General features: G+C 57.4%; 20 protein-coding genes, 2 tRNA genes and 1 other RNA gene. 5 read left to right on the top strand and 18 right to left on the bottom strand.

Going from position 1 to position 24,279, the window contains the following annotated elements:
- Positions 1 to 9: 9 nt before the first annotated feature.
- On the bottom strand, positions 10 to 654 hold the full coding sequence (locus tag LIO64_RS10715) for a TetR/AcrR family transcriptional regulator (RefSeq protein WP_290549441.1): 645 nt from the start codon (positions 652 to 654) through the stop codon (positions 10 to 12).
- 22 nt (positions 655 to 676) lie between these two features.
- Positions 677 to 1,975: a histidinol dehydrogenase gene (hisD, locus tag LIO64_RS10720; RefSeq protein ID WP_290549442.1), complete on the bottom strand. Its 1,299-nt coding sequence runs from the start codon at positions 1,973 to 1,975 to the stop codon at positions 677 to 679.
- A 201-nt stretch (positions 1,976 to 2,176) separates the two neighbouring features.
- Here hisD and sucC point away from each other — a divergent pair, with 201 nt between their 5' ends.
- From sucC to LIO64_RS10735, 3 genes are all read left to right on the top strand, one after another.
- Positions 2,177 to 3,358, top strand: a complete 1,182-nt coding sequence (gene sucC / locus LIO64_RS10725; RefSeq protein ID WP_290549443.1) for an ADP-forming succinate--CoA ligase subunit beta — start codon at positions 2,177 to 2,179, stop codon at positions 3,356 to 3,358.
- 21 nt (positions 3,359 to 3,379) lie between these two features.
- The gene (sucD, locus tag LIO64_RS10730; protein WP_290549444.1) at positions 3,380 to 4,267 is read left to right on the top strand and encodes a succinate--CoA ligase subunit alpha; all 888 of its coding nucleotides are present in this window, start codon (positions 3,380 to 3,382) and stop codon (positions 4,265 to 4,267) included.
- Between the two features lie 178 nt (positions 4,268 to 4,445).
- On the top strand, positions 4,446 to 5,054 hold the full coding sequence (locus tag LIO64_RS10735) for an NAD(P)H-dependent oxidoreductase (RefSeq protein ID WP_290549445.1): 609 nt from the start codon (positions 4,446 to 4,448) through the stop codon (positions 5,052 to 5,054).
- A 53-nt stretch (positions 5,055 to 5,107) separates the two neighbouring features.
- Here LIO64_RS10735 and LIO64_RS10740 read toward each other — a convergent pair whose 3' ends face one another.
- The 4 genes from LIO64_RS10740 to LIO64_RS10755 all read right to left on the bottom strand — a co-directional run bounded on the left by LIO64_RS10740 (position 5,108) and on the right by LIO64_RS10755 (position 10,230).
- A complete protein-coding gene (locus LIO64_RS10740) occupies positions 5,108 to 5,647 on the bottom strand; it encodes a hypothetical protein (RefSeq protein WP_290549446.1) in 540 nt (179 codons plus the stop codon).
- Positions 5,648 to 6,028: 381 nt separating this feature from the next.
- Positions 6,029 to 6,121: transfer RNA gene (locus tag LIO64_RS10745), tRNA-Ser, on the bottom strand.
- 74 nt (positions 6,122 to 6,195) lie between these two features.
- Positions 6,196 to 7,923, bottom strand: a complete 1,728-nt coding sequence (locus LIO64_RS10750; protein WP_290549447.1) for a hypothetical protein — start codon at positions 7,921 to 7,923, stop codon at positions 6,196 to 6,198.
- Between the two features lie 156 nt (positions 7,924 to 8,079).
- Positions 8,080 to 10,230 (bottom strand): ATP-dependent DNA helicase RecQ, encoded by a 2,151-nt coding sequence (locus tag LIO64_RS10755; protein WP_290549448.1) that lies wholly within the window; start codon positions 10,228 to 10,230, stop codon positions 8,080 to 8,082.
- Positions 10,231 to 10,444: 214 nt separating this feature from the next.
- Here LIO64_RS10755 and LIO64_RS10760 point away from each other — a divergent pair.
- A tRNA-Arg gene (locus LIO64_RS10760) sits at positions 10,445 to 10,521 on the top strand.
- Positions 10,522 to 10,601: 80 nt separating this feature from the next.
- Positions 10,602 to 10,961, top strand: a transfer-messenger RNA (tmRNA) gene (ssrA, locus tag LIO64_RS10765).
- 951 nt (positions 10,962 to 11,912) lie between these two features.
- On the opposite strand, the gene LIO64_RS10770 is transcribed toward ssrA, so the two are convergent.
- The 12 genes from LIO64_RS10770 to LIO64_RS10825 form a co-directional block, all read right to left on the bottom strand.
- Positions 11,913 to 13,055: an acyltransferase gene (locus tag LIO64_RS10770; RefSeq protein ID WP_290549449.1), complete on the bottom strand. Its 1,143-nt coding sequence runs from the start codon at positions 13,053 to 13,055 to the stop codon at positions 11,913 to 11,915.
- A 12-nt stretch (positions 13,056 to 13,067) separates the two neighbouring features.
- Positions 13,068 to 14,159 (bottom strand): adenylyltransferase/cytidyltransferase family protein, encoded by a 1,092-nt coding sequence (locus LIO64_RS10775; protein WP_290549450.1) that lies wholly within the window; start codon positions 14,157 to 14,159, stop codon positions 13,068 to 13,070.
- A 50-nt stretch (positions 14,160 to 14,209) separates the two neighbouring features.
- Complete coding sequence (locus LIO64_RS10780; protein WP_290549451.1) at positions 14,210 to 15,361, bottom strand: WecB/TagA/CpsF family glycosyltransferase; 1,152 nt, start codon at positions 15,359 to 15,361, stop codon at positions 14,210 to 14,212.
- Positions 15,362 to 15,363: 2 nt separating this feature from the next.
- Positions 15,364 to 16,602: a glycosyltransferase family 4 protein gene (locus tag LIO64_RS10785; RefSeq protein ID WP_290549452.1), complete on the bottom strand. Its 1,239-nt coding sequence runs from the start codon at positions 16,600 to 16,602 to the stop codon at positions 15,364 to 15,366.
- On the bottom strand, positions 16,583 to 17,182 hold the full coding sequence (locus tag LIO64_RS10790) for a hypothetical protein (RefSeq protein WP_290528552.1): 600 nt from the start codon (positions 17,180 to 17,182) through the stop codon (positions 16,583 to 16,585). Before LIO64_RS10790 ends, LIO64_RS10785 begins: the two co-directional genes overlap by 20 nt.
- Positions 17,179 to 18,285 carry a glycosyltransferase family 4 protein gene (locus LIO64_RS10795; protein ID WP_290549453.1) on the bottom strand — a complete coding sequence of 369 codons (1,107 nt, stop codon included), beginning with the start codon at positions 18,283 to 18,285 and terminating at the stop codon, positions 17,179 to 17,181. Before LIO64_RS10795 ends, LIO64_RS10790 begins: the two co-directional genes overlap by 4 nt.
- A 3-nt stretch (positions 18,286 to 18,288) precedes the next feature.
- The gene (locus tag LIO64_RS10800; protein WP_290549454.1) at positions 18,289 to 19,149 is read right to left on the bottom strand and encodes a hypothetical protein; all 861 of its coding nucleotides are present in this window, start codon (positions 19,147 to 19,149) and stop codon (positions 18,289 to 18,291) included.
- Complete coding sequence (locus LIO64_RS10805; protein ID WP_290549455.1) at positions 19,131 to 19,979, bottom strand: glycosyltransferase; 849 nt, start codon at positions 19,977 to 19,979, stop codon at positions 19,131 to 19,133. Before LIO64_RS10805 ends, LIO64_RS10800 begins: the two co-directional genes overlap by 19 nt.
- A complete protein-coding gene (locus LIO64_RS10810; RefSeq protein ID WP_290549456.1) occupies positions 19,976 to 21,220 on the bottom strand; it encodes a hypothetical protein in 1,245 nt (414 codons plus the stop codon). Before LIO64_RS10810 ends, LIO64_RS10805 begins: the two co-directional genes overlap by 4 nt.
- A gap of 76 nt (positions 21,221 to 21,296) precedes the next feature.
- Positions 21,297 to 21,758, bottom strand: a complete 462-nt coding sequence (locus LIO64_RS10815) for an acyltransferase (protein ID WP_290549457.1) — start codon at positions 21,756 to 21,758, stop codon at positions 21,297 to 21,299.
- A gap of 200 nt (positions 21,759 to 21,958) precedes the next feature.
- A complete protein-coding gene (locus tag LIO64_RS10820; RefSeq protein WP_290549458.1) occupies positions 21,959 to 23,284 on the bottom strand; it encodes a glycosyltransferase in 1,326 nt (441 codons plus the stop codon).
- 5 nt (positions 23,285 to 23,289) lie between these two features.
- The gene (locus LIO64_RS10825) at positions 23,290 to 24,276 is read right to left on the bottom strand and encodes a hypothetical protein (RefSeq protein ID WP_290549459.1); all 987 of its coding nucleotides are present in this window, start codon (positions 24,274 to 24,276) and stop codon (positions 23,290 to 23,292) included.
- Between the last annotated feature and the right edge of the window lie 3 nt (positions 24,277 to 24,279).

Genomic DNA, 24,279 nt, shown 5'->3' on the forward strand with positions numbered 1-24,279 from the left:
GTGAAACGGTTAGGCGGGCTTTCCGCACAGGCGGATCAGGCCGGCTACCTGGAGGGAAATCAGCTCAAACAAATCCTGCACGCTGCCCTTGGGAACCCTGTTGTTCTCCATCAGCTCCATAATCATCCGCAAACGGGTCAGCAGGCCTATCATGATGCTTTCAATAGCCAGCACCGTCCAGAAAATCTGGTACGTGGAAGCGCCCGGAAACATGGAGCGGATGCAGTCATGCAGCTTCCTGCGGATGGGGGAATACACCTCCTTGATATACTCCACCGCTATCTCAGGCGTCTGCACGTGGCAAATGGCCAGCAGCCGCAGGTAATGGGGGAAATTACCCAGACCGTCCAGCTTCACATGCAGAAGGCCGTGGAAGGAAGGATAAACGTACGCATGGGCCAGAGCCTCCACGGTTCCCTCCTCCATGGCCTCCTCCATCATGGTAATCCGGAAATCCCGCGCCTGCGGCGCATACTTCATCATGACCTCCTTCCAGAGCCCCTCCTTGCCCCCGAAATAGTAATTGGCGGAGGCGATATTAACGGACGCCTGCTGGGAAATCATGCGCATGGAAGTGCCTGTATAGCCGTGCTCCGCAAACAGGCATTCCGCCGCCTCCAGCAATCGTTCCTTGGTTCCTTGCTGTCGTTTCATGGCGGTGAAGGAAAGCTTGGAATTACCGGTTGACGCGCGCCGCGCGGACCTGGAGGGAATGGTTATGAGCGTCCAGCCCCTCCACCCTGGCGAACTCCGCCACATACGGGGCGGACCTGAGCACGGCGTCCCGGTTCATCCGCACCACGCTGGTGCGCCTCTGGAACTGGTCCGCCCGCAGACCGGAAAAGGATTTGCCGGCTCCTCCGGTGGGCAGCGTATGGCTGGGGCCTGCCAGGAAATCCCCGCAGGCAACCGTGGAAAGGGTTCCGGCGTAAATGGCCCCCGCCGTCCGGATGCCGTCCAGAACAGCGTCTTCATCCCGCGTGACGAGCACCAGGTGCTCCGGCGCAAAAGCATTCACCAGGTCCACCCCCTCCTGAACGGAGGAAACCAGAAAACCGTAGGCATGCTTGTCCAGCACCTCCCGGATGATGGCTCCGCGGCTCAACAGGGCGGCCTGGCGCTCCACCTCCGCCTCTACCTGCTCCAGCAGCGTTTCAGACGTCGTCACGAACACCACCACGCTGTCCGGACCGTGTTCCCCCTGCGCCAGCAGGTCGGCGGCCAGGAACTCCGCATCCGCGGTTTCGTCCGCCAGAACCATCACTTCACTGGGCCCGGGCAGCAGGTCAATGGCTACGGCCCCCACCAGCTGGCGCTTGGCCTCCACCACAAAACGGTTGCCGGGACCGAAAATCTTCTCCACCGGCCTCACGCTCTCCGTCCCCAGAGCAAGGGCCGCCACCGCCTGGGCGCCGCCCACCTTAATAATCTCCGTAGAGCCGGAGGCTTTCAGCGCATATAAAAGAGCGGGGTTCACCCGGCCGTCCGGCCCGCAGGGCGTGGCGGCCACAATCTCCCGCACTCCGGCGGCCTGCGCAAAACCGCCCGTCATGATGGACGTGGATACCAGGGGGGCCTTTCCGCCGGGAATATAAATACCCACGCGGTCATACGGAAGGAAGCGTTCCGCTACCTCCACCCCCTGGGCATTGACGCCGGACCAGTCCTGCCTGCGGCTGCGGTCTGAAAAATAATGGATGTTCGCCAGGGAGGCGGCAATGGCCTCTTTCACGGAATCCTCCACGGCGGCTTCCGCTTCCGCCAGCTCCGCTTCCGTGACAAACAGGGAGGAAGAATCCAGACGAACCTTGTCAAATCGGGCGGCGTAGTCAAACAGGGCCTCGTCCCCGCGCGCGGAAACGTCCCGAATAATAGCATTGACGGTGTCCCTTACGGAATCCTCCGGGAGAGCGCGGCGGTTCATCCGGCTCTTCATCTCGTCAAAACACTTGTCGGAAGGGCGGTAAATTTTCATAAAAGATATAATACGGAAAATGAGAAGGAAGTTTCACAATCTTTGAGCATGCAGTCAAGCCTTCTATCCTCTTTGATTTCCAAAGGCACTCCATGAATCTCCCGGACAAAAAATCAAAAGACCAAACCATTCTCCCTTGACCGGCACCAGAAATAGGCCTAGCCTTTCTTCCGCAAACATTTGGCCGAACGGCCCACTGTCATGAACATTCACGAATATCAAGCAAAACAACTCTTTGAGCGCTTCGGCGTGGCTACTCCCAAGGGCATTGCCGCCGCCACGGCTCAGGAAGCGGCACAAACAGCCCGGAACATGGGCCTCTCCCAATACGTAGTTAAGGCACAGGTACACGCCGGCGGCCGCGGTAAAGGCACCTTCAAAAACGGCTTCAAGGGCGGCGTGCACGTCGTCAACTCCGTGGAGGAAGTGGAAGAAGTGGCCGGAAAAATGCTTAACCAGGTTCTGGTCACCAAGCAAACCGGGGAAACCGGCAAGCTGGTCAGCAAGATCATGGTGGCGGAAGCCGTGGACCTGAAGAAGGAATGCTACTTCGCCATTCTCCAGGACCGCTCCCGGGAATGTCCCGTCATCGTAGCCAGCACGGAAGGCGGCATGGACATTGAAGAAGTGGCCGCCACCCGTCCGGAAGCCATCATCCGCGAGCATATTGACCCCGCCCTGGGCATCCTTCCCTTCCAGGCCCTCAAGATCGCCGTGGCCCTGGGCCTTACCGGCCCCCTGCTCCGCCAAGCCACCAAGCTCATCACCAACGTTTACAAACTCTTCACCACGCTGGACTGCTCCCTAGTGGAAATCAACCCCCTCGTCGTCACCACGGACGACCGCGTGTGCGCCCTGGACGCCAAATTCAACTTTGACGACAACGCCCTGTACCGCCACCCGGAAATCATGGAAATGCGGGATGAAACGGAAGAAGACCCCCGTGAAGTGGAAGCCGGCAAGTACGACCTGAACTACATCGGCCTGGACGGCAACATCGGCTGCATGGTGAACGGCGCCGGCTTGGCCATGGCCACAATGGACATCATCAAATACTACGGCGGCGAACCCGCCAACTTCCTGGACGTGGGCGGCTCCGCCACGGAGGAAATGGTCACCAACGCGTTCCGCATCCTCACCAGTGACAAGAACGTGAAGGCCCTTCTGGTCAACATCTTCGGCGGCATCATGCGCTGCGACGTCATCGCCCAGGGCATTGTGGCCGCGGCGAAAAACATTGACATGCAGATCCCGCTCGTCGTCCGCCTGGAAGGCACCAATGTGGAAATCGGCAAGAAAATCCTCGCAGACAGCGGCATCGCCATCATCCCTGCCGACAATCTGGACGAAGCCGCCCAGAAAGCGGTGGCAGCAGTCAAATAACCCTCACCATTTATTACGACAATGACATCTCTCATTGACAAAAACACCCGTCTGGTCGTGCAAGGCATCACCGGCAGCGCCGGCGCATTCCACGCCAAAAACTGCATGGACTTCGGCACCAACGTAGTCGCCGGCGTGACTCCCGGCAAGGGCGGCCAGCTCTTTGAAGGCAAAGTTCCCGTATTCGATACCGTGGCGGAAGCCAAAAAGGCCACGGACTGCAACGCCTCCATGATCTTCGTGCCCCCGCCCTTCGCTGCGGATGCCATCATGGAAGCCGCCGACGCGGGCGTCAAGCTCATCGTCTGCATCACGGAAGGCATCCCGGTGCAGGACATGCAGAAGGTGAAAACCTTCCTGAAGGACAAGGACGTCACCCTCATCGGCCCGAACTGTCCCGGCATCGTCAACCCCGCCGCCCATTGCAAGATCGGCATCATGCCGGCCTACATCTTCAAGCCCGGCAGAATCGGCATCGTCTCCCGTTCCGGCACGCTCACGTATGAAGCCGTCTGGCAGGTCACGAACATGGGCCTGGGCCAGAGCATGTGCATCGGCATCGGCGGCGACCCCGTCCACGGCATGACTCAGCAACAGGCCGTGCAATTCTTCACGGAAGACCCCAACACGGACGCCTTCATCATGATCGGTGAAATCGGCGGTTCCGAAGAAGAAGAAGCCGCCGAATGGATCAAAAACAACTGCAAAAAGCCCGTCGCCGCCTTCATCGCAGGAGCCACGGCTCCCAAGGGCCGCCGCATGGGCCACGCAGGCGCCATCGTAGCCGGAGGCAAAGGAACGGCAGCCGCCAAGCAGGAAGCCCTGAAGGAAGCCGGCATCGTGGTCGCCAAGACGCCCGCCCAGATGGGCGCCGCCCTGGCGGAAGCCATGAAAAACAAGGGCATGTAAGCCCCCGTTTACACACTTCCAATCATCTCAAAGCGCCTCCTGTCCGGGAGGCGCTTTTTTGATGTAAACATTATACTCCATGCATCGGCAGTTTGACTTGCTTAAAATCCGGCGTTAACCTGCCGGTCAACAGACGACATGCCGATTTGAAAAGAAAAATGGAAAAGGAAACCATGCCATGAACATATCCGTTATTCTGGGACATCCCTACTCCTATAGCTTTAACGCGGCCATTGCCGCCACAACAGCACAGGCATTAAAGGAACAGGGCCACACCATCCGCTTCCATGACCTCTGCCGGGAACAGTTCAACCCCGTTCTGCCTGACACGGAACTGGTCAGCGACGTCCCGGAAGACGCCCTGACAGCTCTCCATCAGCAGGAAATCAGGGAAGCGGACGGCATTGTCATCATCCATCCCAACTGGTGGGGGCAGCCTCCGGCCATCATGAAAGGCTGGATTGACCGCGTGCTCCGGGAGGAAGTGGCCTATACCTTCCCCAAAGGCGATAACGGAGGAGGGCTGCCCATCGGTCTGTTAAAAGCAAAAGCGGCTCTGGTCTTCAATACCTCCAATACGCCGGAGGAAAGAGAGAGGAACGTCTTCGGCGACCCGCTGGAACGCATCTGGAAAGACTGCATCTTCGCTTTCTGCGGCGTGCATGTCTTTGAAAGGAAAATGTTCCGTATCATTGCTGCCAGCACTCCGGACATCCGCGCCAAATGGCTGGAGGAAGTGCGGGAAACAGTACGCAGCCTCTTTCCCCCGGAGAGCGCCTCCCGGTAAGAACCTACTCCGTACCAGGATGAGCGCGCATGGGAATTCCTGAAAGCCACGGACTACTCCCCTACCGTAAACTTGGCGGGAGGGGAAACTAGTTTCCCTTTAAAGCAATTACGGCCAAATTGATTTTCATACTCCCCCGTCAACGTGTATTCCCCTTGGGGCAGCCCTTCCGGATATCGATTCTTGATAAGTTTTGGCAAAGGGAAGGATACAAGGTAAATTCCGCCAGGGAGCAAATCCACATACTTCAGCGGCTGGCACAGCTCAATCTTGATACATGGCATGTAATCCAGCACTTTTTCCCCTTTGTCATTGTGAATGATCACTCTCAGTGAAAAAAGATTTTCTTCATCCACATCAAACAGATCAAGAAGATAAATGGGTGTCTTTCCCTGATTTTTAAACATAAAACTGGCTGGAGCATCAGGAGAGACAGGATCCCACCACCGTTCTCCCTGCATGGAAAGAGTAATGGGGCTATCCGGAACAACCGTATTTTTTTCCTCTTGTCCCGTATCACTGGAACATTGTTCCGCTCCCCGAAGAGAGGGAACAAGGCAAAATGCCCACAATAAAAAAAGAATGGTTTTCATGGCGAGGATACGTTATTCATTTTTAATAAACGCTTCACAGAGAAAATCAATCAATAAATAACATATCTGCCGCAGCAAATAAGGGAAAGGGGCAGCATCGCCATTTTTTAATCCTTCCCCATTAATAATTTCGGAACAATCAGGCTTCCTTCATGCCCCCCTCATTCCCCGGCCTTGCCACTCATACGCCGGAAGAACTTCGGCAGTGACGGCTTGTTGAACCGTATCCGCATGCAACTCTCCCTGGCCGGTTTCCCAATCAGTGCGGTCAGGCATTTGGCTAAAAGGTACATGATCCATCCCCTCTTCTTTCAACCCTGCCGAAAAAGCAGAAAAGAGCCTGCACCGTTAAAATGCAGGCTCTTAAAAAATGAAAGGTTTTGGCGGAGCGGGAGGGATTCGAACCCTCGGTACCGGTTTTGCCAGTACGTTCCTTTAGCAAAGGAGTGCTTTCAGCCTCTCAGCCACCGCTCCGTCTTGGGTAATGTGTGGGGAGAAAAGTACACACTTCCCAAAATGATGTCAATACATAAATAAGACGGCGGGAATTACTCCAGGTAGGTGTACTGGTAAGTCAGTTTCTTTTCCTCCCCCGGTTTCAGCGTGATTTTCCACTGGAATTTTCCATCCGGGTTCATGACCCGCTGCCAGTTGGGAAGACTGGCCATTTCCCCATCATCCGACACGGCGGAAGGAGTGCCGATGACCGCTTTGCTCACGCGCATGTCCATTGCACTGCCGGAAATATTCTTCATGGTCAGCGTGCCTTCCACCGTATATTTCTGCCGGGAGCGGCCCTTGTGCTCCACCTGCTCGGAAGAAAGGGTTTCTTCCGAAAGACTTACCATGGTCTCCATGGATTTGTTCAGCCGGACCAGCACATGTTCTCCCGGATTGGTGAAAGTAAGGGTGCTCTGGCCCGCAAGCCTGCCTTGGGACACGAACTCCACCATTCCCGTGGACCACGGCACGTTCAGGGAATTCGTCAGCCGGATGCAGTGCCAGACATCCAGGGGGGAGGCGGCGGCTTCTCCGCGGGGCTGGTTCTGGTTCCATTCCGCCAATGTCTTCTGGTTGGGAACGTCCCAGGTATAAACGTGGCTGTATGGAATATTTCCGTCAAACAGGTTTTTGGTCACTCTTTCCTTATATTTGCAGGAGAAGCCGGGTATGGAATAGAAGAAGAGGTCTTCCGCCTGCCGGATTTTTTCCGGGTCAATGGCCGTGGCCTCCTCCATATTGAATACGGGCCGCTCCGTTCTCATCTGGCTCATAAAGCCATTGGAAGGCAGCAGGGAACGCACATATTCCATTCCCGGCCTGTCCGACCCCAGGGCGGCAAACAAAGCGCTCATGTTCTGCTTCATGGAGAGAGGGGAAGGCAGCCCCGGCATCTGGAGGGAGGGAAAGCCGGAGATCAATTCCATATCCACCTTATCCAAATCCATCAGTTCATTCATGATGGTGGCCTTGCACTGCAAATACCCCTTTCCCTCCCCACTCAGCTCCACCCGGTAGGTGGGCAGCCAGCTGATTCCGGAGGAAAGGCTGTTGACCGTAATGGTTTTCCCCGGAGCGGGGCGTGCCAGGTTCAGGACCAGCCGCGTTCTCTCTGCGCTCCACGTGGGAAAGGCAATATCCTTGTCCAGAATCTCAATCTGCTGAAGGGTGTATTCCTGCAGCAGCACATATCCCGTTTCCGTTTGCAGCAGAATCCCCTTTTCCAGGGCAGAGGGGGAACGGTACCCGGCATCCGCATCTTCCACGGGGGAAGACATGGCGTCCATCATGTTGGGACGGAGCCCTTCCAGAGCACGGTTATTCCCAGGCGCGACCACCCGCCCCGCAACCACGGCACCCTTGTCCGTCGTAACCCGGACGAGCTTTCCGGCATTGGCCCTCAAAAAATCCCCCTTGCCGTAATCCGTTTTGGGAACCTTGACGTTCACCCTGCTGCTGACCAAATCCCGGACCAATACGCCCTGTTCCGCAGAAAGCCAGAAGGAGCCGTAGGAAGGAGAGGGGAGCCCGGTCAGTTCCATGGCCTCTCCCTCCGCCGTTTTCCCTTCCATCGTCACCGTTCCATAGCCATTCTTGAACAGAGCCAGTTTTCTGGGCTTCATCCGCACCTCCGGCAGGGAAGCTTTTTCAACAGAAACGGCATCCGGAACGGAAGCGAGGCAGGAAACGCCAGCCAGGAACAACGGGAACAATCCAAATCTGCAGATTCTTACCAGGCGTCCTGCACTGATCATGGTATCATGGTCTATTGTCATGCATACAGCCTAAACGGATACCTCACTTAAAATCAATCAGAAACCGTTCTTCACCTGCAAATGTAACACCGTTGTAACATTCAACGACTAAACAACGGGGAAAAATACGGCATTCCGCTATGGCGGCATGCACAGTTCGGACAGAACAGGGCGGCCTTAAACCCCGCAATGCTCTGCGATCACTTCCAGAAAGTCATCCAGGTACCGGGCGGCCTTCTGTTCCCCGATGCCGTGGACGTTCATGGCTCCGCGCCGGGTGGTGGGTTTCAGCCGCGCCAGCGCTTCCAGGGTGGAATTGTGGAATACGGCATAAGCCGGAATCCCGGCCTCACGGGCCAATTCATTCCTCAATTCCTTCAATTTCAAAAACAAATCTTCATCAAACTCGCCCAGAGCAGTCAAATCTCCCGTAGCCCGCACCCTGGTCCGCCCCGTGGAGGCGGAAGCCTTCCCCCTGCGGGCAAAAGGCCAGATCATGGAGGCGTCCCGCCGTCCCATCATCACTTCATTTCCCTTCGGGCTCAGGGTAATCAGGGGGCGGTCCGCTTCTCCGCTCATTCTGGTCAGGCCAGCCATCTGCATGGCGCGGAACAATTGGCGGATATCGTCCTCGCTCCAGCGGGCAAGAATACCGTAGGTGCTCAACCGGGACAGAGACGTTCTCAAAATCTCCTGGGTCTTCGCCCCCTTGAGCATCTGGATAATTTTCGTCTTCCCCCACCTTCCCTGCCAGGAACCGTCCCCCATCCGCACGGAGGCGCGCGCAATCCCGCTCAACGCCTGCCGGACCACCCTGGTTTCCTCTTCACCCAGGGACTGCCCTTCTTCCACCCCCAGCGCCATGCACTGGTCGCAGCGGCCGCACGGTGCGCCATCCTCTTCCCCGAAGTAATTCAAAATCCACTGCTGGCGGCAGCCGGAGGAATAGGCGAACTCCGTCACCGCTTTCAGTTTTTCCCGGTCCCGCACCTCCTTTTCCCTCAGAGCCTGTTCGTCCAGGGGAATCTTCAAGCCGCTGACAGAGGGATCCTCCACCCTGGTCATCTTGACGCGCTGCCCCGGAACGTCATGGCGGCTGATCGCTCCATTGCGCGTAAGAACGGACAAAGCCGCCCCCACCTGCATGGCATTCCGGCATTTGAGGCGTTCCGCCATCTCCTCCATGGACCACGCCACCTCGTGGGATTCCGCACTGCAATGCTTTCTCAATAACTCATATAATTCCACAATCAACGGAACGCCCGGATTCACTCCTTCAATAAAAAACTCCTGTGTGCGCAAATCCGCATGGTTGAACAAAAGCTCGCAATAGGCGTCATCCCCGTCGCGTCCGGCACGGCCAGCTTCCTGGTAATAAGCCTCCACGCTGCCGGGAATCTCAAAATGGGCTACAAACCTTACATCGGCACGGTCAATGCCCATGCCAAACGCATTCGTAGCAATAACGATGTCTGCATGGCGGTTCATGAAGGCGTTCTGGGCTTCCTCCCGCTGCTCATCCGTCATGCCCGCATGGTAGGCCGTCACGCTCAGGCCAAGGTCGGAAAGGGCCTCATGCACCTGCTCCACCTTCTTGCGGGTGGAGCAATAGATAATCCCCGTCTTATGGCTTTTCACCAGCTCGTACAGCCTCTTGTACTTTTCCTTGTGCGTATCGCACGCCGTAATGCGGAAATGCAGGTTCTCCCGCGCAAATCCGCGCACGATCGTCACCGGATCATCCAGCCTCAAATGTTCCAGAATATCCTCCCGCACACGGGGAGTGGCCGTGGCAGTCAGGGCAGCCACCTGCGGACGGCCCATCGCTTCAATCGCCCTGCCCAGTTTCAAATAATCCGGGCGGAAATCATGACCCCACTGGCTCAGGCAATGCGCCTCGTCCACGGCCACCATGTTCACGTCCACTTCCGCCAGGGCATGCATGAACCCCTCATGGCCGAAACGCTCCGGAGCCACATACACCAGCTTGAACGCCCCCGCCTTCATGGCGGCCAGGCGTTCCTTCTGTTCCGGAAAACTCAGGGAACTGTTGATCATGGTAGCGGGAATACCCTTGGCGGTCAGGGCATCCACCTGGTCTTTCATCAGGGCGATCAACGGGCTGACCACCAGGCACACCCCGTCCCGGCACAGGGCCGGAAGCTGGTAGCACAGGGATTTACCGCCGCCGGTGGGCATCACCACCAGCACGTTGCGGCCCTCCATGATGGAAGCCACCACGCGATCCTGCCCCTCCCTCAAGCCGGAAAAGCCGAAGTACTCCTTCAATGCCTCCATCGGCGACCTGATCACCTTGAATTCACTCATCTTTCCCGTTCAGTGTGCCACAGCCCATTCCGGGACGCAACGCCTTTCCCCTCCTTTTCCACCCCGGAATGAACGTCCTGCTTCTGAAAGGCACTCCTGCCTGCGAAGAAGGAAAATGAGATTTTTTCTCAAATCTCCTTACAAACATCTTGACTTTCCCGGAGAAAAATCTATATTTCTCTCACCGCTTACGCGGTACACGACGCAAGTCAAAGCGCCCGTAGCTCAATTGGATAGAGCGTCTGACTACGGATCAGAAGGTTTGGGGTTCGAATCCCTACGGGCGTGCCACTTGCATCACTCATCGGTAAATAAAATGATTCCTGCCTGAACGTCATGGCGGGATTTTTTGTCTCTACCGGTATACATATGGGGGCGCCATGGTTTCGACTGGAAGTCTGCGGTGCTGGCTGCATGTGAAGGTTAATCGGCTGGCCTTCTAAAAAGCCGATTAAAAAAATAAATGCAGAGTCTAACGACCTTGCTCTGGCTGCCTAATTAGTTCAGCCGCGTCAGAACCTCAACGCCTGCTAGAGGGGACGACGAATATTCAGCAGGCTGGTGCAATGCGGGGTTGCCGCGCAACGCACGAGACTTCCACAGGCAACTAGCGAGCCTGCCTAGTTGGCGCATGACGAAGCAGCCGCGAAAGCAGCAATATGCGTCTGAACATGGAGATGCCGGTATCAACGGCCTTCAGGACACGGGTTCGACTCCCGTCGCCTCCACCATCTCAAAACAACCGCAAGCGTTTGAAAAAGAACGCTTGCGGTTTTTGCTTTTATAGAACCGCAGTACAAACTGCAGTACATTATAATGACTTTTAGAAACAATGTACTGCGGGAAATTGCCGTGCACTGCGGGTATAAAGAAGCCCTCTCCTGCGGTGGGCAGGAGAGGGCTTTGGTGAAAATGTTGTCCTGGGCGTAACGGTTAGTGTGGGTGTAGCCGTCCGCGTCCCGGTACACGGCAGTCATCGTGAACTTGTCCCACTCTCCAAGACATGGGAACTGTAGATGTAACTATCTATCTGCAATCATGCTATCAGTCTTGGTCTTGAGTATCCGGATCAATAAAATCCTCTATCGTCTCGGACTGGACGCGTTATACTTGATGGCCGAAAATCCATAATACGCAGGTTTATAACCGTTCATGTATCGCTGCATAATGCGCGGAGCACCTATATGTCCACAGTTGTGGCGTTTGTACTGTTGTAGATGTCCAGGTGGCATGCGTTAAATCCTACCGAGTTGTAGGTATGTATGCCCCGCACATTGGCGATGCGTATGCAGCAGCGATTATCGTAGCCGCCTGTCATTAGCCACAACGTCCCATAATTGTCAGTATCCCAGCCAGTGTCACGGTACTGGTGAACACCAGCCCGCTGATGGATGCGGGCACGGCTGTGTTGCTTCAAGGGGTAATAATGCCCTCGTAGTCTTGACAAACTTTCTCCCCGCTGAACGGGAGTAATAAATCTCTCTGACTCTGACCCAGTACCCCCTGGCCTCAGAATCTCTTGTGCCAGATATAGTCACATCCAGCACCTCGCCAAAGTGCTCAGCGCTAGTGTGCACCCTAGTGTAATCGTCAAATAGAGGCACATCTGAAAAGATGATGTCTGCTCAAGCGTGCAGGTTCCCATTCTCCCGATCAGAAGGCACAGGAAAAACAGAAGACCGCTAAAGACGGGGTTCATTCATGGAGGCGGAGCCGAGGGAGCCGGCTGCAAACTTCTCCTTTTTCTTCCCGTCAGTTGCCGGCTTTTTCTGCTTTTGGGCAAAAATCAGGTATTCCCAGACCGGGTAATGCCGAACCACCCGCCGATGAAGAAAGAATGCTCCTGCAAATACCAGGACCGCACCAACCAGGGCAGAAAGGATTTCCTCAGGGAGAATTTTTAACAGGAGCGGCATCAAGTAGGGCAGGACCAGGCAATGGACGGCATAAATGAAGAAGAAGAGGGGAGCGCATGCCCGCGCAATGTTGCGAAAGAACGTCTTTTCCGCCAGCAGGACGCACAGGGAGCCCAGTCCCAGAATCCCGGAAATCCAGCAAGGTATGGTGTGCAAGGTTTCCGTGGAGATGACGCCGCCATGGTTCAACCACGCTATTGCCGCCCACGCGGGAAGGGAAATAAAACCTGTTTTTTTCAGGAACAGCTTGATTTCGCCCAGCGTCAGGGAGGAAAGACAGAATCCCAGCATGAAAAAAGCTAGGGCGTCCGCCCACGGAACCCGCGGGGGGTCGGAAAACAGCGCGTTGAGCTCCGGAAACAGCACCACGGAGAAGAGAACGGCTATCGTCACGGGAATCAGCAGCTTCCTTTTTCCGAGGGCGAATAAAAGCGGGGAGAGCATGCTCAGCGCCATCACGTATTTCAGGAACCACAGGGGACCATCGTAAGGGAAGGTGGTTCCCAATCCCGTCAGCTTCCAGGGCAGGATGCTCCAGTCCCACGCGCTTGAATGGCCCAGGCTTGAATAAATCCAATGCCTGAAGAACGCTTCCAGAAAAGCCGCCCCGTTCCATGCCAGATAAAATAGAACATACCTGCACGGGGAATGGCGCCAGTAGAACATTTTCCTGCGTCCCACAAAGTAGGCCGCCGCCATGAACAGAAAGGGCACCCGCTGGAAGAAGAGAGGGAATTCCACTCCATTTCCCGCAGCATGAAAAAGGACGATGAAGAACAGGCCCGCCACCCTGCCCAGGTCAAGCCAGCATTCCCTCGGAGGCGCTCCGGGAACACTCCCCGGACGGGCGGCCCGTTCCTTTTCCGGCTCCCCGGCGTGACGGCATTCCTCAAGCATGGATATTTTCATTCCGGCAAAGAATCAGAACGGCCTTTTGCAATACGGTTCCACGGCCCTCATGCCGTCATGAACCCGCACCGCCTCATCCCTGTCCTCCCGGGAAGCGAACAGGTACAGGGCATATCCGCCGAATCCGCCTCCCAGGTATTTCTTCGCCAGTTCCTCCCCCAGGGCTGGAAGGGGAGCCATTCCCTCCTGGAGCTGCACGCTATGGTAGAGCGCCACTCCGGCCGCCAGTTCATGAATGCTGCGCTCCATCACTCCGGCTCGGGCAATCAGGGAAGACTGGGCGATGCGGGCATAGTCCCTGCACCCGTCAGCCATTCCCGGCGTATCATGGTCATGCCCGGTGTGGAAGACCGCCATTTTCCCAGCCAGAAAGTCACCGGAGCTCTTGATGTCCAGCACGGGAACGGCGCCGGAACGCCAGACGCACAACCCCGTTTCCGCAATCACGGCCGGGTCCTGCCAGCCAACCCCCAGGGCAAGTTCCGACTGGACGGGGTCCCTGCCCTGCAGCATGGCCCAGGCTCCGCTGCCTCCCAGTCCGGCACGGAGTTCATAGGGCCAGTGGTCCAGGGAGACAAACGGACTGATGGAGCAGTTGACAATGTACGCCCCCTGCCGCGCATGCCTGGGAACGTCCAGCCAGCCCCCCGCAAAATCCACGCGCAGGGGAACGCTAAGCGGGGCCTTGATTCTGTTCACCAACTGAGTGGTGGAAATCTGTTCGGAACAGGGAGGCGTTTTGGGAAGCACCACATACCGCGCTCCAATCCTTGCGCACAGTTCCCTTTTAAGGCCGCCGTAACAGTCATCTTCCGTAACGGCCAGGATATCGGGCCGTTCTTTCAGGAAAACGTGTTTAAAATCCATTCCCGGCTCCAGATTTTCTCCGCAGACCACCTTGTCCACCATGCACAGGCTTTCCAGAATCACTTTTTTATGGTCGTCCGGGATGGATGGTTTTCTGCGCTTGTGTTTCCAGAGCACCTGCCCGGAAGCGAAGGAGACGATGAGGAAATCCCCCAGCGAACGCGCTTCGCGGAAGAACTGGATATGCCCGGCATGAATGATATCGTAAAAACCGGAGACGAATATTTTGGTAGCCATGGTTGAAATGTATCAAGGTGTGGATGTTGCTGTATGGAAAGGGGTAAACATTAAACCGGCGCGGCGGGAACCGCTGGATGGGAGAAACCCGCCTCCCACTCAAGAGCCATTGTTTCCAATTCCCGGCTCCCTTCCACATAGTCCTCAAAGAGAACCGGATATTGTGGCAAAAGCAGCGGAAGGTCCTCCGGAACGTTAATTTGATGCCGCCTTCCCAGTTTTTTCCTTACCAGGCGCTGGAGTTCGCAAAAAGCCATCGGCACCAGGCTGGCGTTGGACGGCAGGTTCCAGAACCCGGCATCGTCGCTCACAACGACGAATTTCCTGCCCTCTTCCCTGCCCCAGGCCGCCAGCAGGTCACCCATGTTGCCGGGAAGCCGGCCGAAACAGGAGACCAGAGTACAGGGAAGAGAGGATGTCTTTTTTCCCATTCCGGAGGAGGCAGACGGCCTGGCCGCCTTTTGCCGTTGTTTTTCACGGATAAAAATCCAGGGCAAAACAGAGATTATTTTCCAGCAGCGTTTCATTTGCTTGCGGGGTTCATTGAAAATGCGGTAGAGAAATTCCAGCCTGCAGTCCACCATCCAGGCGGGGGCCCTTCTGATATGCCGCCCGGAGACGAAGTTAAAGACGGCTCCCACGGCCACCATAACCCCCCGCTGAAGATGGGGGCACAGCCTGTTCATGAATATTTCCTGCTTGGGAGCGCCCAGTGAAACCCAGACGATGTCCGGCAGGTATTCATTGATGCGCCCGGCAATAGCCGCGTAGTCAAATTCATCCACAGGGCAGAAAGGCAATTCCTCAAAAGGCATGCTCTTCACGCGGGGGTCTTCCCCTTCCAGGATCCGGCGCAGGGCATCCAGCGTGTCGCGGTTTCCCCCCAGGAACATCATTCTGTATTTTTTCATGCTGATGGCGTCGCTGAAAATCTGGGCGCCGCAGTATTGGGGCCTGTCCGCATGCAGCAGCCATTTCAGGTAGACGGGCACCCAGCCGCTGTCGCAAATGGTCAGGAGCGCTCCATTCAGCACATTCCTGTATTCCCGGTTGCGCTGTACCTCGGAAAGCACATGGCCGTCCGCCACACAGATGTATCCCGCGCCCCCGGAACGGAGCACTTCGTCCATGCGCCGGAAAACGCGTTCACGGTCAAATTCGTATCTGATGTTGAAATAGGTCTCCATACGGTTTTCACTCATGGTCAATGTTGACGTTCCTTCAAAACTTCGCGGTAAATGCCGGCCATCCTTTCCGCCTTGCGGTTCCAGTCCAGCTCCCTCTGCCTGGCGTAAAACTCTCCATCCATCTTCCGCAAGACCTGCCTGTTATGGAAAAAGAAACGGATGCGTTCCGCAAAGTCCCGGGCAGACCGTCCGGGACGGGTCAGGGGTATCTTGCATCCCACGGTTTCATCAACGATGGTTCCCATGCCGCAGGTATCAAAGCAGAGCACGGGCAGGCGGTTCATCAGGGCTTCCACAAGCACGGTCGAGGTAGCCTCCATGATGCTCGGAAAGAAAAACAGGTCGCTTCCCCGCATGAGTGATTGCACCTTTTCATTGGAGACCGTGCCGTGCCACACGCATTGCCCCGCCACGCCCAGCCGCTCCGCAAGGTTCCGGTAGCCCGGCTCCCTCTCCCCTCCCCCGCAGATATGCAGCTTCAACTCCGGCAAATCCCGGAGATGGGTGAGGGTCTGTAATGCCAGGGCCAACTGCTTGCTGGGTATCATGCGGCCTGCCCACAGCAGCCTGAATTGGCCTCCGTCCGTTGCCCGCCGCACCGCCTCCGGCCGAGCGGCGCAGCCGGTTTCACTCATCAACAGCACTTCCCGCCGATGGTAACGTTCCATTTTCTCCCGCACTCCCTGAACGGAAGCCAGCACGGCGTCAGCGCGCTTCATGGCTTTCCGCACCCTGGGCTGGAACCTGGCTTGTACAGTATTGATCACGTTTTTCAATGCCGCCTTCCCCACCTGCCTCCAGCCGCTTTCCCGCAAGTAGGCCACCGGCGTATTTTCCATTCCCCCCACCGGTCCCCATATGTAGGGAATTCCCCCGATTTTCCACAGCATCCCCGGCTCCCGGAAGCCGATCATGTTTAACTGGTGAATGACGTCTATGCGGTTTTCCGCCACGATGCGCCGCGCCAGCACAAGCGCCCGCTCCTGCCATTTTTTGTAATAGCGATAAAAACGCCAGTCTCCCTGGTCCCAGCACATCCGGCGTATTTTTTCCGGCACGGGAAGATAATGGAACACGATGTTGCCGGCCTGGGGAAGGCGGGCGAGTTCCCGCTCTATGTTTTCCCTCCATTCCCCTTCAGTAATCACCTGCACCTTGCAGTGCATGGCCACGTGGATGACCCAGTTCCACCCCATACCGGGTTCGCTGCCCCAGTCCGGGTTGACGGCATAAGCGTTAATCAGGATTTGCATCATGGCTTGTCTGTTTTATGGAATCAAGGTAGTTCCGGTGCCTTTCCTCTTCTTCCGGGGTGGCAAAGCGGCGGCGGATGACCCGGGCCGGATTGCCGCCCACCACGGTCATGGGCGGCACGTCTCCGGTCACGACGGCCCCTGCCGCCACAATGGCACCGTCCCCCACGCAAACGCCCCCCAGTATGACGGCTCCATGGCCAATCCACACGTCGCTGCCGATGACCGTCATCCCGTCCTCCCAATTCCGGGGAGAATCCCAGACGGCGCAACCGGGCCTGTTAAAGGAATGGTCCCTTTTTCCGATGAATGAAACGCGGGCGGCGCACAACACGCTGTTTCCAAAACGTATATCGCAGGAGACATGGCAGTGCGGCCCCAATTGCACCCTGTTCCCAAAAATGATCCGTTTGTGCGGGGAATTCAGATGCACATGCCTTCCTATCCTGGTCATTCCCTCCACGGTGACCCAGCGTTGGATAAGGCGGAAACGGATGAAACTGCGCACTCCGTTGGCCAGGGAACGCAGAAACAGGATGGGCCGGGACCTGCCCGGGGCTGCATTGGAGGAAGCATTCATCATACAATATGTTCCATGAGATGGCTGACGTATTCCCGGAATCCGGCAGGCATCAGGCATTCTTTCAGGCGCGGAGAGGAAGGACTGGCGCCGCGGTCCAGGCAGGTTTTCCGGAGAAGAGAGGCCAGCCCCCTTTCATCTTCCGGATCGAACAATTCCCCATTCCAGCCCCGGCGGATCAGACAGGCGGAGCCGCAACGCCCGGAAACCAGGCAAAAACATCCGGCAGCCAGTGCATCATTGACAACCGCTCCAAACGGTTCCACCAGGCTGGGAAGAACAAAAACGTCGGCCAGATTGTACCAAGCGGCCAGGCGTTCGCCTTCCAGCCAGCCGGTAAAAATAGCGCTGACCTCCAGCCGGACGGCCAGATCCTGCAAGACCGTCCCCAGGCGGCCCGACCCCGCAATCACCAGAACGGCGTCCTCCGGAAGGGCCGCAGCCGCCCTGACCAGGCATTCCAGATTCTTCTCCGGGGCCAGGCGCCCCACATACAGGACCACCCGTTTTCCGTGCAGGCCGTATTCCCTCTGCATGGAATGGCTCACGGAAAGCGCTTCCCGGCATTGTTCCCGGAATGCCCGTTCATCCCTGACAATCGGAAAAAAGACGCCCTTTCCATAACGTTCCCGGTACCAGCGGCATGCCTCCATGTCCGGGAGAATCACATCGTCCATCACCGGCATCGCCGCCTTCCGCGCCAGCGCATGCATGCGGGACAATTCATTGCCGCGGATCATGTCCATGCTGTCATCGCAGATGCTGACGATTTTGAATTTCCAGCGGCAAACCGCGCGCAGCAGGCACACTTCCAGAGCCAGAATGGAAAACTCCGGAACGATCACCAGATCGGGCCGTCCCTGCCGCAGAATGCGCGCAAGGCCGGAGGGAATGCGCCGCCCGGCCACCCGAACATGGTTCAGGTATTGGGGGCGGAAAGCGCAGCGGGCTTCCATTTCCTCCCTGTTGTAGTGGTGGTCCGGAGAATTTTCATATTCAAAAAACGCCTCCATGTCTCCAAGCCGGGCCAGCGCATTGAAAAAATCAATGCGGTAGGGAGCCAGGTATTGATGAAAGACCATCAGTTTACGTTTGTTGCCGTTCATGATTCAGTGCCTTTTCCTGTAATACTGCCACGCTTGCCTGAAGAAGCCGGAGGCCGTCTCCCGGACGCCTACGCACCGGAGAGAAAACCGCAAGGGGTGTTGAATTGCGCCGCTCAGCTCCAGCAGCTCTTCATCGGAATATTGGAAAAGGCGGCTCAAACAGCATTTGAGGAAGGGGATTCCATGGCGGCGGGAGTGAAAGGGAATGACGTGCACCCCCCGGCGGCGTCCCAGAAGCTCCCTTTGCCTCCGGTCAATGGGAGAAAACAGGGAATGAAAATAATAAACGGGTGTCCCCGCATGCAGAAAAGGGGCCAGGCGGTAAAAAGGAGCCCGTTCCGGGTCGTTCCTGTACCGTACCAGCAGGGGATTGACTCTGGCGGCATCTTCCATTTCCGTTTCCGGTGCAAGATCAAAATAGCCGTTGAAGGAGAAAACGCGCTCCGCATGCAACAGGGAGCCGAAGAGAACGGCCGCATAGCCTCCCGAGGAACTGCCCACCATCGTTACCCGGCAGCCTTTCGTCTCGTTTTCAAGCCACTTCAGCACCTTTTCCGGAGAGTCCAGGCGGCTGTTGACGCCAGCCAGGTACCATTGCTTGAAAACGTCTCGGATGAAGATGTGCCTGCCGCAGCCCGGAACCCTGGTTCCGAACCATTCAAACGTATTCCGCAGGGTGACCCGTTCATGGAACCGGGCGCGGTTGTTGGGAAAGTACAAGTCATTGCTGCTGAAATAAACGGCGCATCGCGAATCATCCCCCTCCGGAGAGCGCTCCATGAGGTAATTGTCACGGGTCCTGTACGTCTCCAGCACCTCTTCATCATCCGTCTGGAAAACCCAGTCTATTTCGTCGCTGTCCATAAGAAGGGGAGAAAAACTCGTACATGCATGCAGACCATGGCCTTGCACGCAGCCAGCAGGCCGTCGTGCCTGCGGACGTAGTGGAAGTAATACCTGGGCTGGGCATTCCCCAGCGGGGAATACAAATTGCGGAGCCTGCCTGCCAGGGGCACCTTCCGGTCCGTCCAGGAAACGGCCTTGTCATGCCGTTCGCAGGTTCCCAGGCAGGAGGGGGCCACCCGCAGCCTTATTCCGCGGGCGCGCGCCGTCCGGGAATAGTCGTAATCCCCCAGGGCGTGCAGGTAGAACCCGTCCAGAATACCGATGCGCTCCACCACCCGCCGCGGCACCCATAGAATGTTCCCGTGGCATAATTCGCACTCCCTCAGGGTTCCATCCGGAATAACGGGCTTCCCGCCCGCCGTGCCTCCGTAAGTCCACTCATCCGTGCCAGGATGGCAGGTGGAGCCGCAGATGACGGCGGCGTGCTCCATCCGGCGTGAGGCTTCCAATAGATGGCCTACGGCAAACGGATGCAGCACGGTATCATCATTCAGCCACAGGTAGAAATCCGCATCCTTCTTCAAGGCGTCCTCCCATGCCATCCTCATTCCCCGGTTCCAGAACAGGGTTCCGTCCCCCCTGATGACGGATACGGAGGGGTAAGCCTGCCGCACGGCGTCTCCGGAGCCGTCGGAGGAACCGTCATCCACCAAATGCACGGAGACGTCCAGCCCCGCTTCCGGCAGTGCGGAGAACAGGGCGGCAAGGGAGCGGAGCGTTTTTTCCCTGCGGTTGTGGCACGTCATCAGAACCGCAAGTTTTTTTCCGAAGGTATCGTCAGTTTTCATGGAATGCGTACGGAAGGGAGAGGGTTAGAGGAGCGACGGCGGAAGATGCTTTCCACCCATTCATGAAGCTCGCCGTCTGTCATGGCCCGGAAATGGCTGGAATAGCACATGGCGATCATCATCCACAGGGAGATGTTCATGATATCCAGGTTGAAGTTGGTATCCTCCAGCCATCCCCAGAGCCAGCGGAAGGCCACGAACACGCCCAGCAGCTTCATCCAGCGGTTGTTGGATCGGTAAATGGCCAAGCAGGAGGCCTGCCAGTAAAATCCCGTGTAAAGGAAGAGTCCCGCCACTCCCGTCCAGGCGAAAATATTGAGGAGGACGGGTTCGCACCAGGCTCGGCGTTTCTGGTCCCGGTAGGACTGGCGCTCATCACTGGACATCTGGAATCTGGTTTCATAACCCTGCGCCGGGGTGCGCCCCAGCAAAATGCAGCCGTCCTTCAGGGAAGAAGAAGCCACCTCTTCAAAGACGATGCTCCGGGAATCCGCCAGCAGGTCATCCTCCATGGAACTTCCCGGCGCTCCGGTGTAGGAGCCGACGTCCAGAACATTGAAGACGCCGCCCAGCCCAAGGGCGAGAAAGAGGGAGGGAATTAAAAACAGGGCGTGCCGCATCATCCTGTAAAAGCAGTCCTTGAGCAAATCCCTGCCGCAATAGGCGGCTAACAGGAACAAAGCCGCCAGCGCCTTTAAAATCTGGCTCCTGGCCCCCATGCTGACGCACACCATCAGGCATGCCATGACCAGCACCACCAGCTTCCATTTCCGGGGCAGCAGGGGCAGCCACGGCACCAGCATCAGCAAGGGATTCAGCAGGGAGGCGTAAAAGTCCGGATTGAGGGTGAGCATGAACAGGAAAAAAACGGGGATGAACACCTTGAACCAGACGGACAGGACCTGCCGCGTCACCTCCGGCAGGCTGAATACGTAAACCAGCACGGGAATGAAAAGCGTGGGGGCATTCGTCACAAGGGCCCGCGCGGACCAGTAGCCGTCCACGGCGAAGACGCCCCGCAGGCAGCAAATGAATACCCACAGGAAATAAATGGAGAAGAGGGGATAGACGGGGGCGTCCTCCCGCCGGAAATACTTCCGCATGATGACGAAGGACACCGCCAGCAGGAGGGCGGAGGAAAGGGAAATGGCCTGTTCCGTACAAATCGGGTGAAGGACGGCGGCAGACGAGTACATGGCCAGCATGATCATGGCCTTCACCAGAATGATGAAGGGGAGCACGACCCGGATGCTTGAAGGAAGGCGGGATTTCCCGTCAAGGGGCAGGCCTTTATTCGCCTGAAATAAAAGGTCCGTATTACGCATGCACGCTCCTTTCCATCATCGGAGAAACTTTCCCCTCCTCCAGCCCGCGGATGCGGCGCGCCGGATTTCCCGCCCATACCTCATTGGAAGGGATGGAACGCGTTACCACGGAACGGGCTCCTACGACGGCGTTATCCCCGATGGAAACGCCTTTTAAAATGAAAGCTCCGGCCCCGAGAAAGACGTTGTTCCCAATCCTGACGGGAGCGGACCGGCGCTGAAGCCTGTCCTCCGCTCCCCGCCTGGCTTCCGGGTCCAATGCGTGGAAATCCGTATCCATGATATGGACTCCGAATCCGGCCTTTACATCGTCGCCAATAGTCACCGACCGCGTGCAGATGATGACGGTATTGCTGACGCCCACCCGGTTGCCGATGCGCAGCACGCCGTCCCGGTCCACGGAAATCAGGCAGCGCTGGGAGGAACGGGAGACGCCGTGGGGGCCGTTTCTCATGGTAAATTCCCTTCCTATGCGGCACGGAACGGAACGGCGGTGGCTTCCCCTGGATATCCTGACGTCCGGAATTCCGAACGAACAGAGGCCGGGGCCGTAAACCGCATTGCCGGCATACAGGAGCCACCTGGCATACCAATTGTGAAGCGGATGCGTGCAGACGGCCCAACAGCGGAGCACGGCTTTCCTGGTAAGGCAAATCAATTGCTGCATGAGGCCCCCTCCCTTCCTTCATCTTCTTCTGTCCCGTTTCTGGCATCTCCGGCAATGCTCCCGTAAATGCGCTTCAGCTGTTCCGCATTCGCGGAACGGTCATGCCTTGCCAGGGAGGCCTGCCTTCCGCGGAAGGAAATGCGCCTGCACAAATCCATGTCCCCGAACAGGCGGCATACCAGCATGGCCAGCATTTCCGTCTCTTCAAACCGGTACAGGAATCCCGTTTCCCCGTCGGACACGGAATCCATCATGCCTCCGGCATAGGACGCGATGCAGGGAGTGCCCACCATCTGGGCTTCCCCCAGAGAATTGGACTCATTTTCAATCATGGAGGGGCAAACGAAGACATGCGCCTTCCGGAATTGGCTGCACATCTGCTCCGCGTCCAGGCGGCCCAGCCAGAGGAAGCGATCCCGGACTCCAAGCCGTTCCATCAGGTTTCCCAGATAACGGGCGTAGCCGTTCCTGCGCCACGCAGGGACTGACAGGATGTCCGGTCCGGCCACCCGCACCCTGGCGTCAGGATAATGCCGCAGGACCAGAGGAAGAGCCTCCACTACCTTGTGCAGCCCTTTCAGGGGGTAGTGGGACTGGCTGAGAAAAATCGTATGCTTTTCGCACGCCCCGGCATCCCATTCATGACGGTAAAAGGGTTCCCTGAGCGTGGGATGAAGAACATGGTACCGTGCCGCGGGGTTCATGGCCCATGCGTGGGTACGGTCCCAGGCGGTACGCCCGATCACATGGCGCACTTTGCCGAACAGCTCCCGTTCATATCTTCCGCGCGCCTTCATCTTCCGCTGCTGGGCAAAAAGCGTATCGCGGCGCAGCAGATCGCGGAAGGTAACGGATTTCACGAGTTCCCGGGGAGAAATGCCGCCCAGATAGAACCCGGCGCAGACGGAAGACAGCCCCTGGATGGAAACGGCCGTGCGTTCCGCCCCGCAGGCCCGCGCCCAGGCCAGGGAGTGCGGATATTCGGAACCGTGGATATGGACCACATCCGGGCCGAACATGTCCCTGATTTCCCGGAAACAGGGTTCCAGCTCCTTCCTGTACCCCTCCATGCCGGCAGGGGCGGGAATCAGGTAATAGGCCATGGCCTCCCCGTCCAGGCGGCGCAGAGTGCGCCCCGGGTAAAGCATGGCCGCGGCCAGCTTTAAATCCGGGGCGGCCTTCAACAGCTCCTGCGCCCCCGCGTACATCCAGCCTCCCAGAACCGGTTCCGGAAGTCCAAGCATCCGGCACGGTTCAGGAAACAGGATATTGGACAGCCAGAGCACGTTCATCCCTTTTTCCGGAGCATTCATCTTCTTCACCAGTAGCACCCTCCTTCCACACGGCTGGCGTGGCCTACCGTTTCCTCTCTTCCCGGCCGCGCCCACGCGTCATTGAAAAGTCGGGAATAATCATATTTGGGAGCTCCGGGATCGGCCCCGTAGGCCGGGTCTTCCCAGCGCCTGCCCCGCAGGCCGAACAGCAGTTGAAGAGCCCCTCCGAGATGCACGGCCTGCCTGCCCCGCCTCTTGGCATGGGCCGCCAGATGGAAGCCGTAAGCCCCGCATCCGATGAGACAGACGTCGTAATCCCGGCGGTCCATCTCCCCCTCCATCCATGCCAGGGCTTCAAACCAGTCGGCAAAACGGCCTGGCCCCGCGCCCAGGCTCTGGACGGCGGCCAGCGTCTCCAGGGAAAAGGAAGGAAGAACCTCCGGGTTTTCAAAAATCCTTTCCCTGTTCCGTTCATATTGAAGCGTTATGCTTTCCGCAAAAGGATGGACCACCAGCACCTTCCTTCCCTCCAGGGTCCTGCTCCATGGCCGGGAAGACCAGTAAGGCTCCAGATTCAGCAGGCGCACACGAGGAACGTCCCGGATCATGGGCATCACCTCCCGTTCGTACGGAAGCCAGCTTCCCAAGACATCCAGTTCCATCATATCACGGAGCATCAGCTCGCAGAAACGGGCCAGATATTCCGGCGTGGCCGGGAAAAAACCGGACCACTCCCGCATCTGCCTCATGATGCTTTTATTCCACCACCACTGGTCTCTCCGGCCAGTGATGTAATCCAGCGGATTCCTGCCCGCCTTTCCAATCTCCAAATAATTATGCAGGCAAGACATTTCCGTGCAGCCAAACCGTCCCACCATGGCGGGGCGCCCGGAGCGGAGAAGGTTCTCAATCATCGCGGAGGCCGCATCCGCATCCAGTTCACAGGAGGGGGGGCGCAGTTCCTCCCTGCCAGAACAGCGGTCAAACACGCGGCGCAGCAAATGCAAACCCTGGTGCATCAGTGAAATCATGGC

Source organism: Akkermansia sp. (assembly GCF_020860705.1).
In the GTDB taxonomy this organism is placed as follows: Bacteria; Verrucomicrobiota; Verrucomicrobiia; order Verrucomicrobiales; family Akkermansiaceae; genus Akkermansia.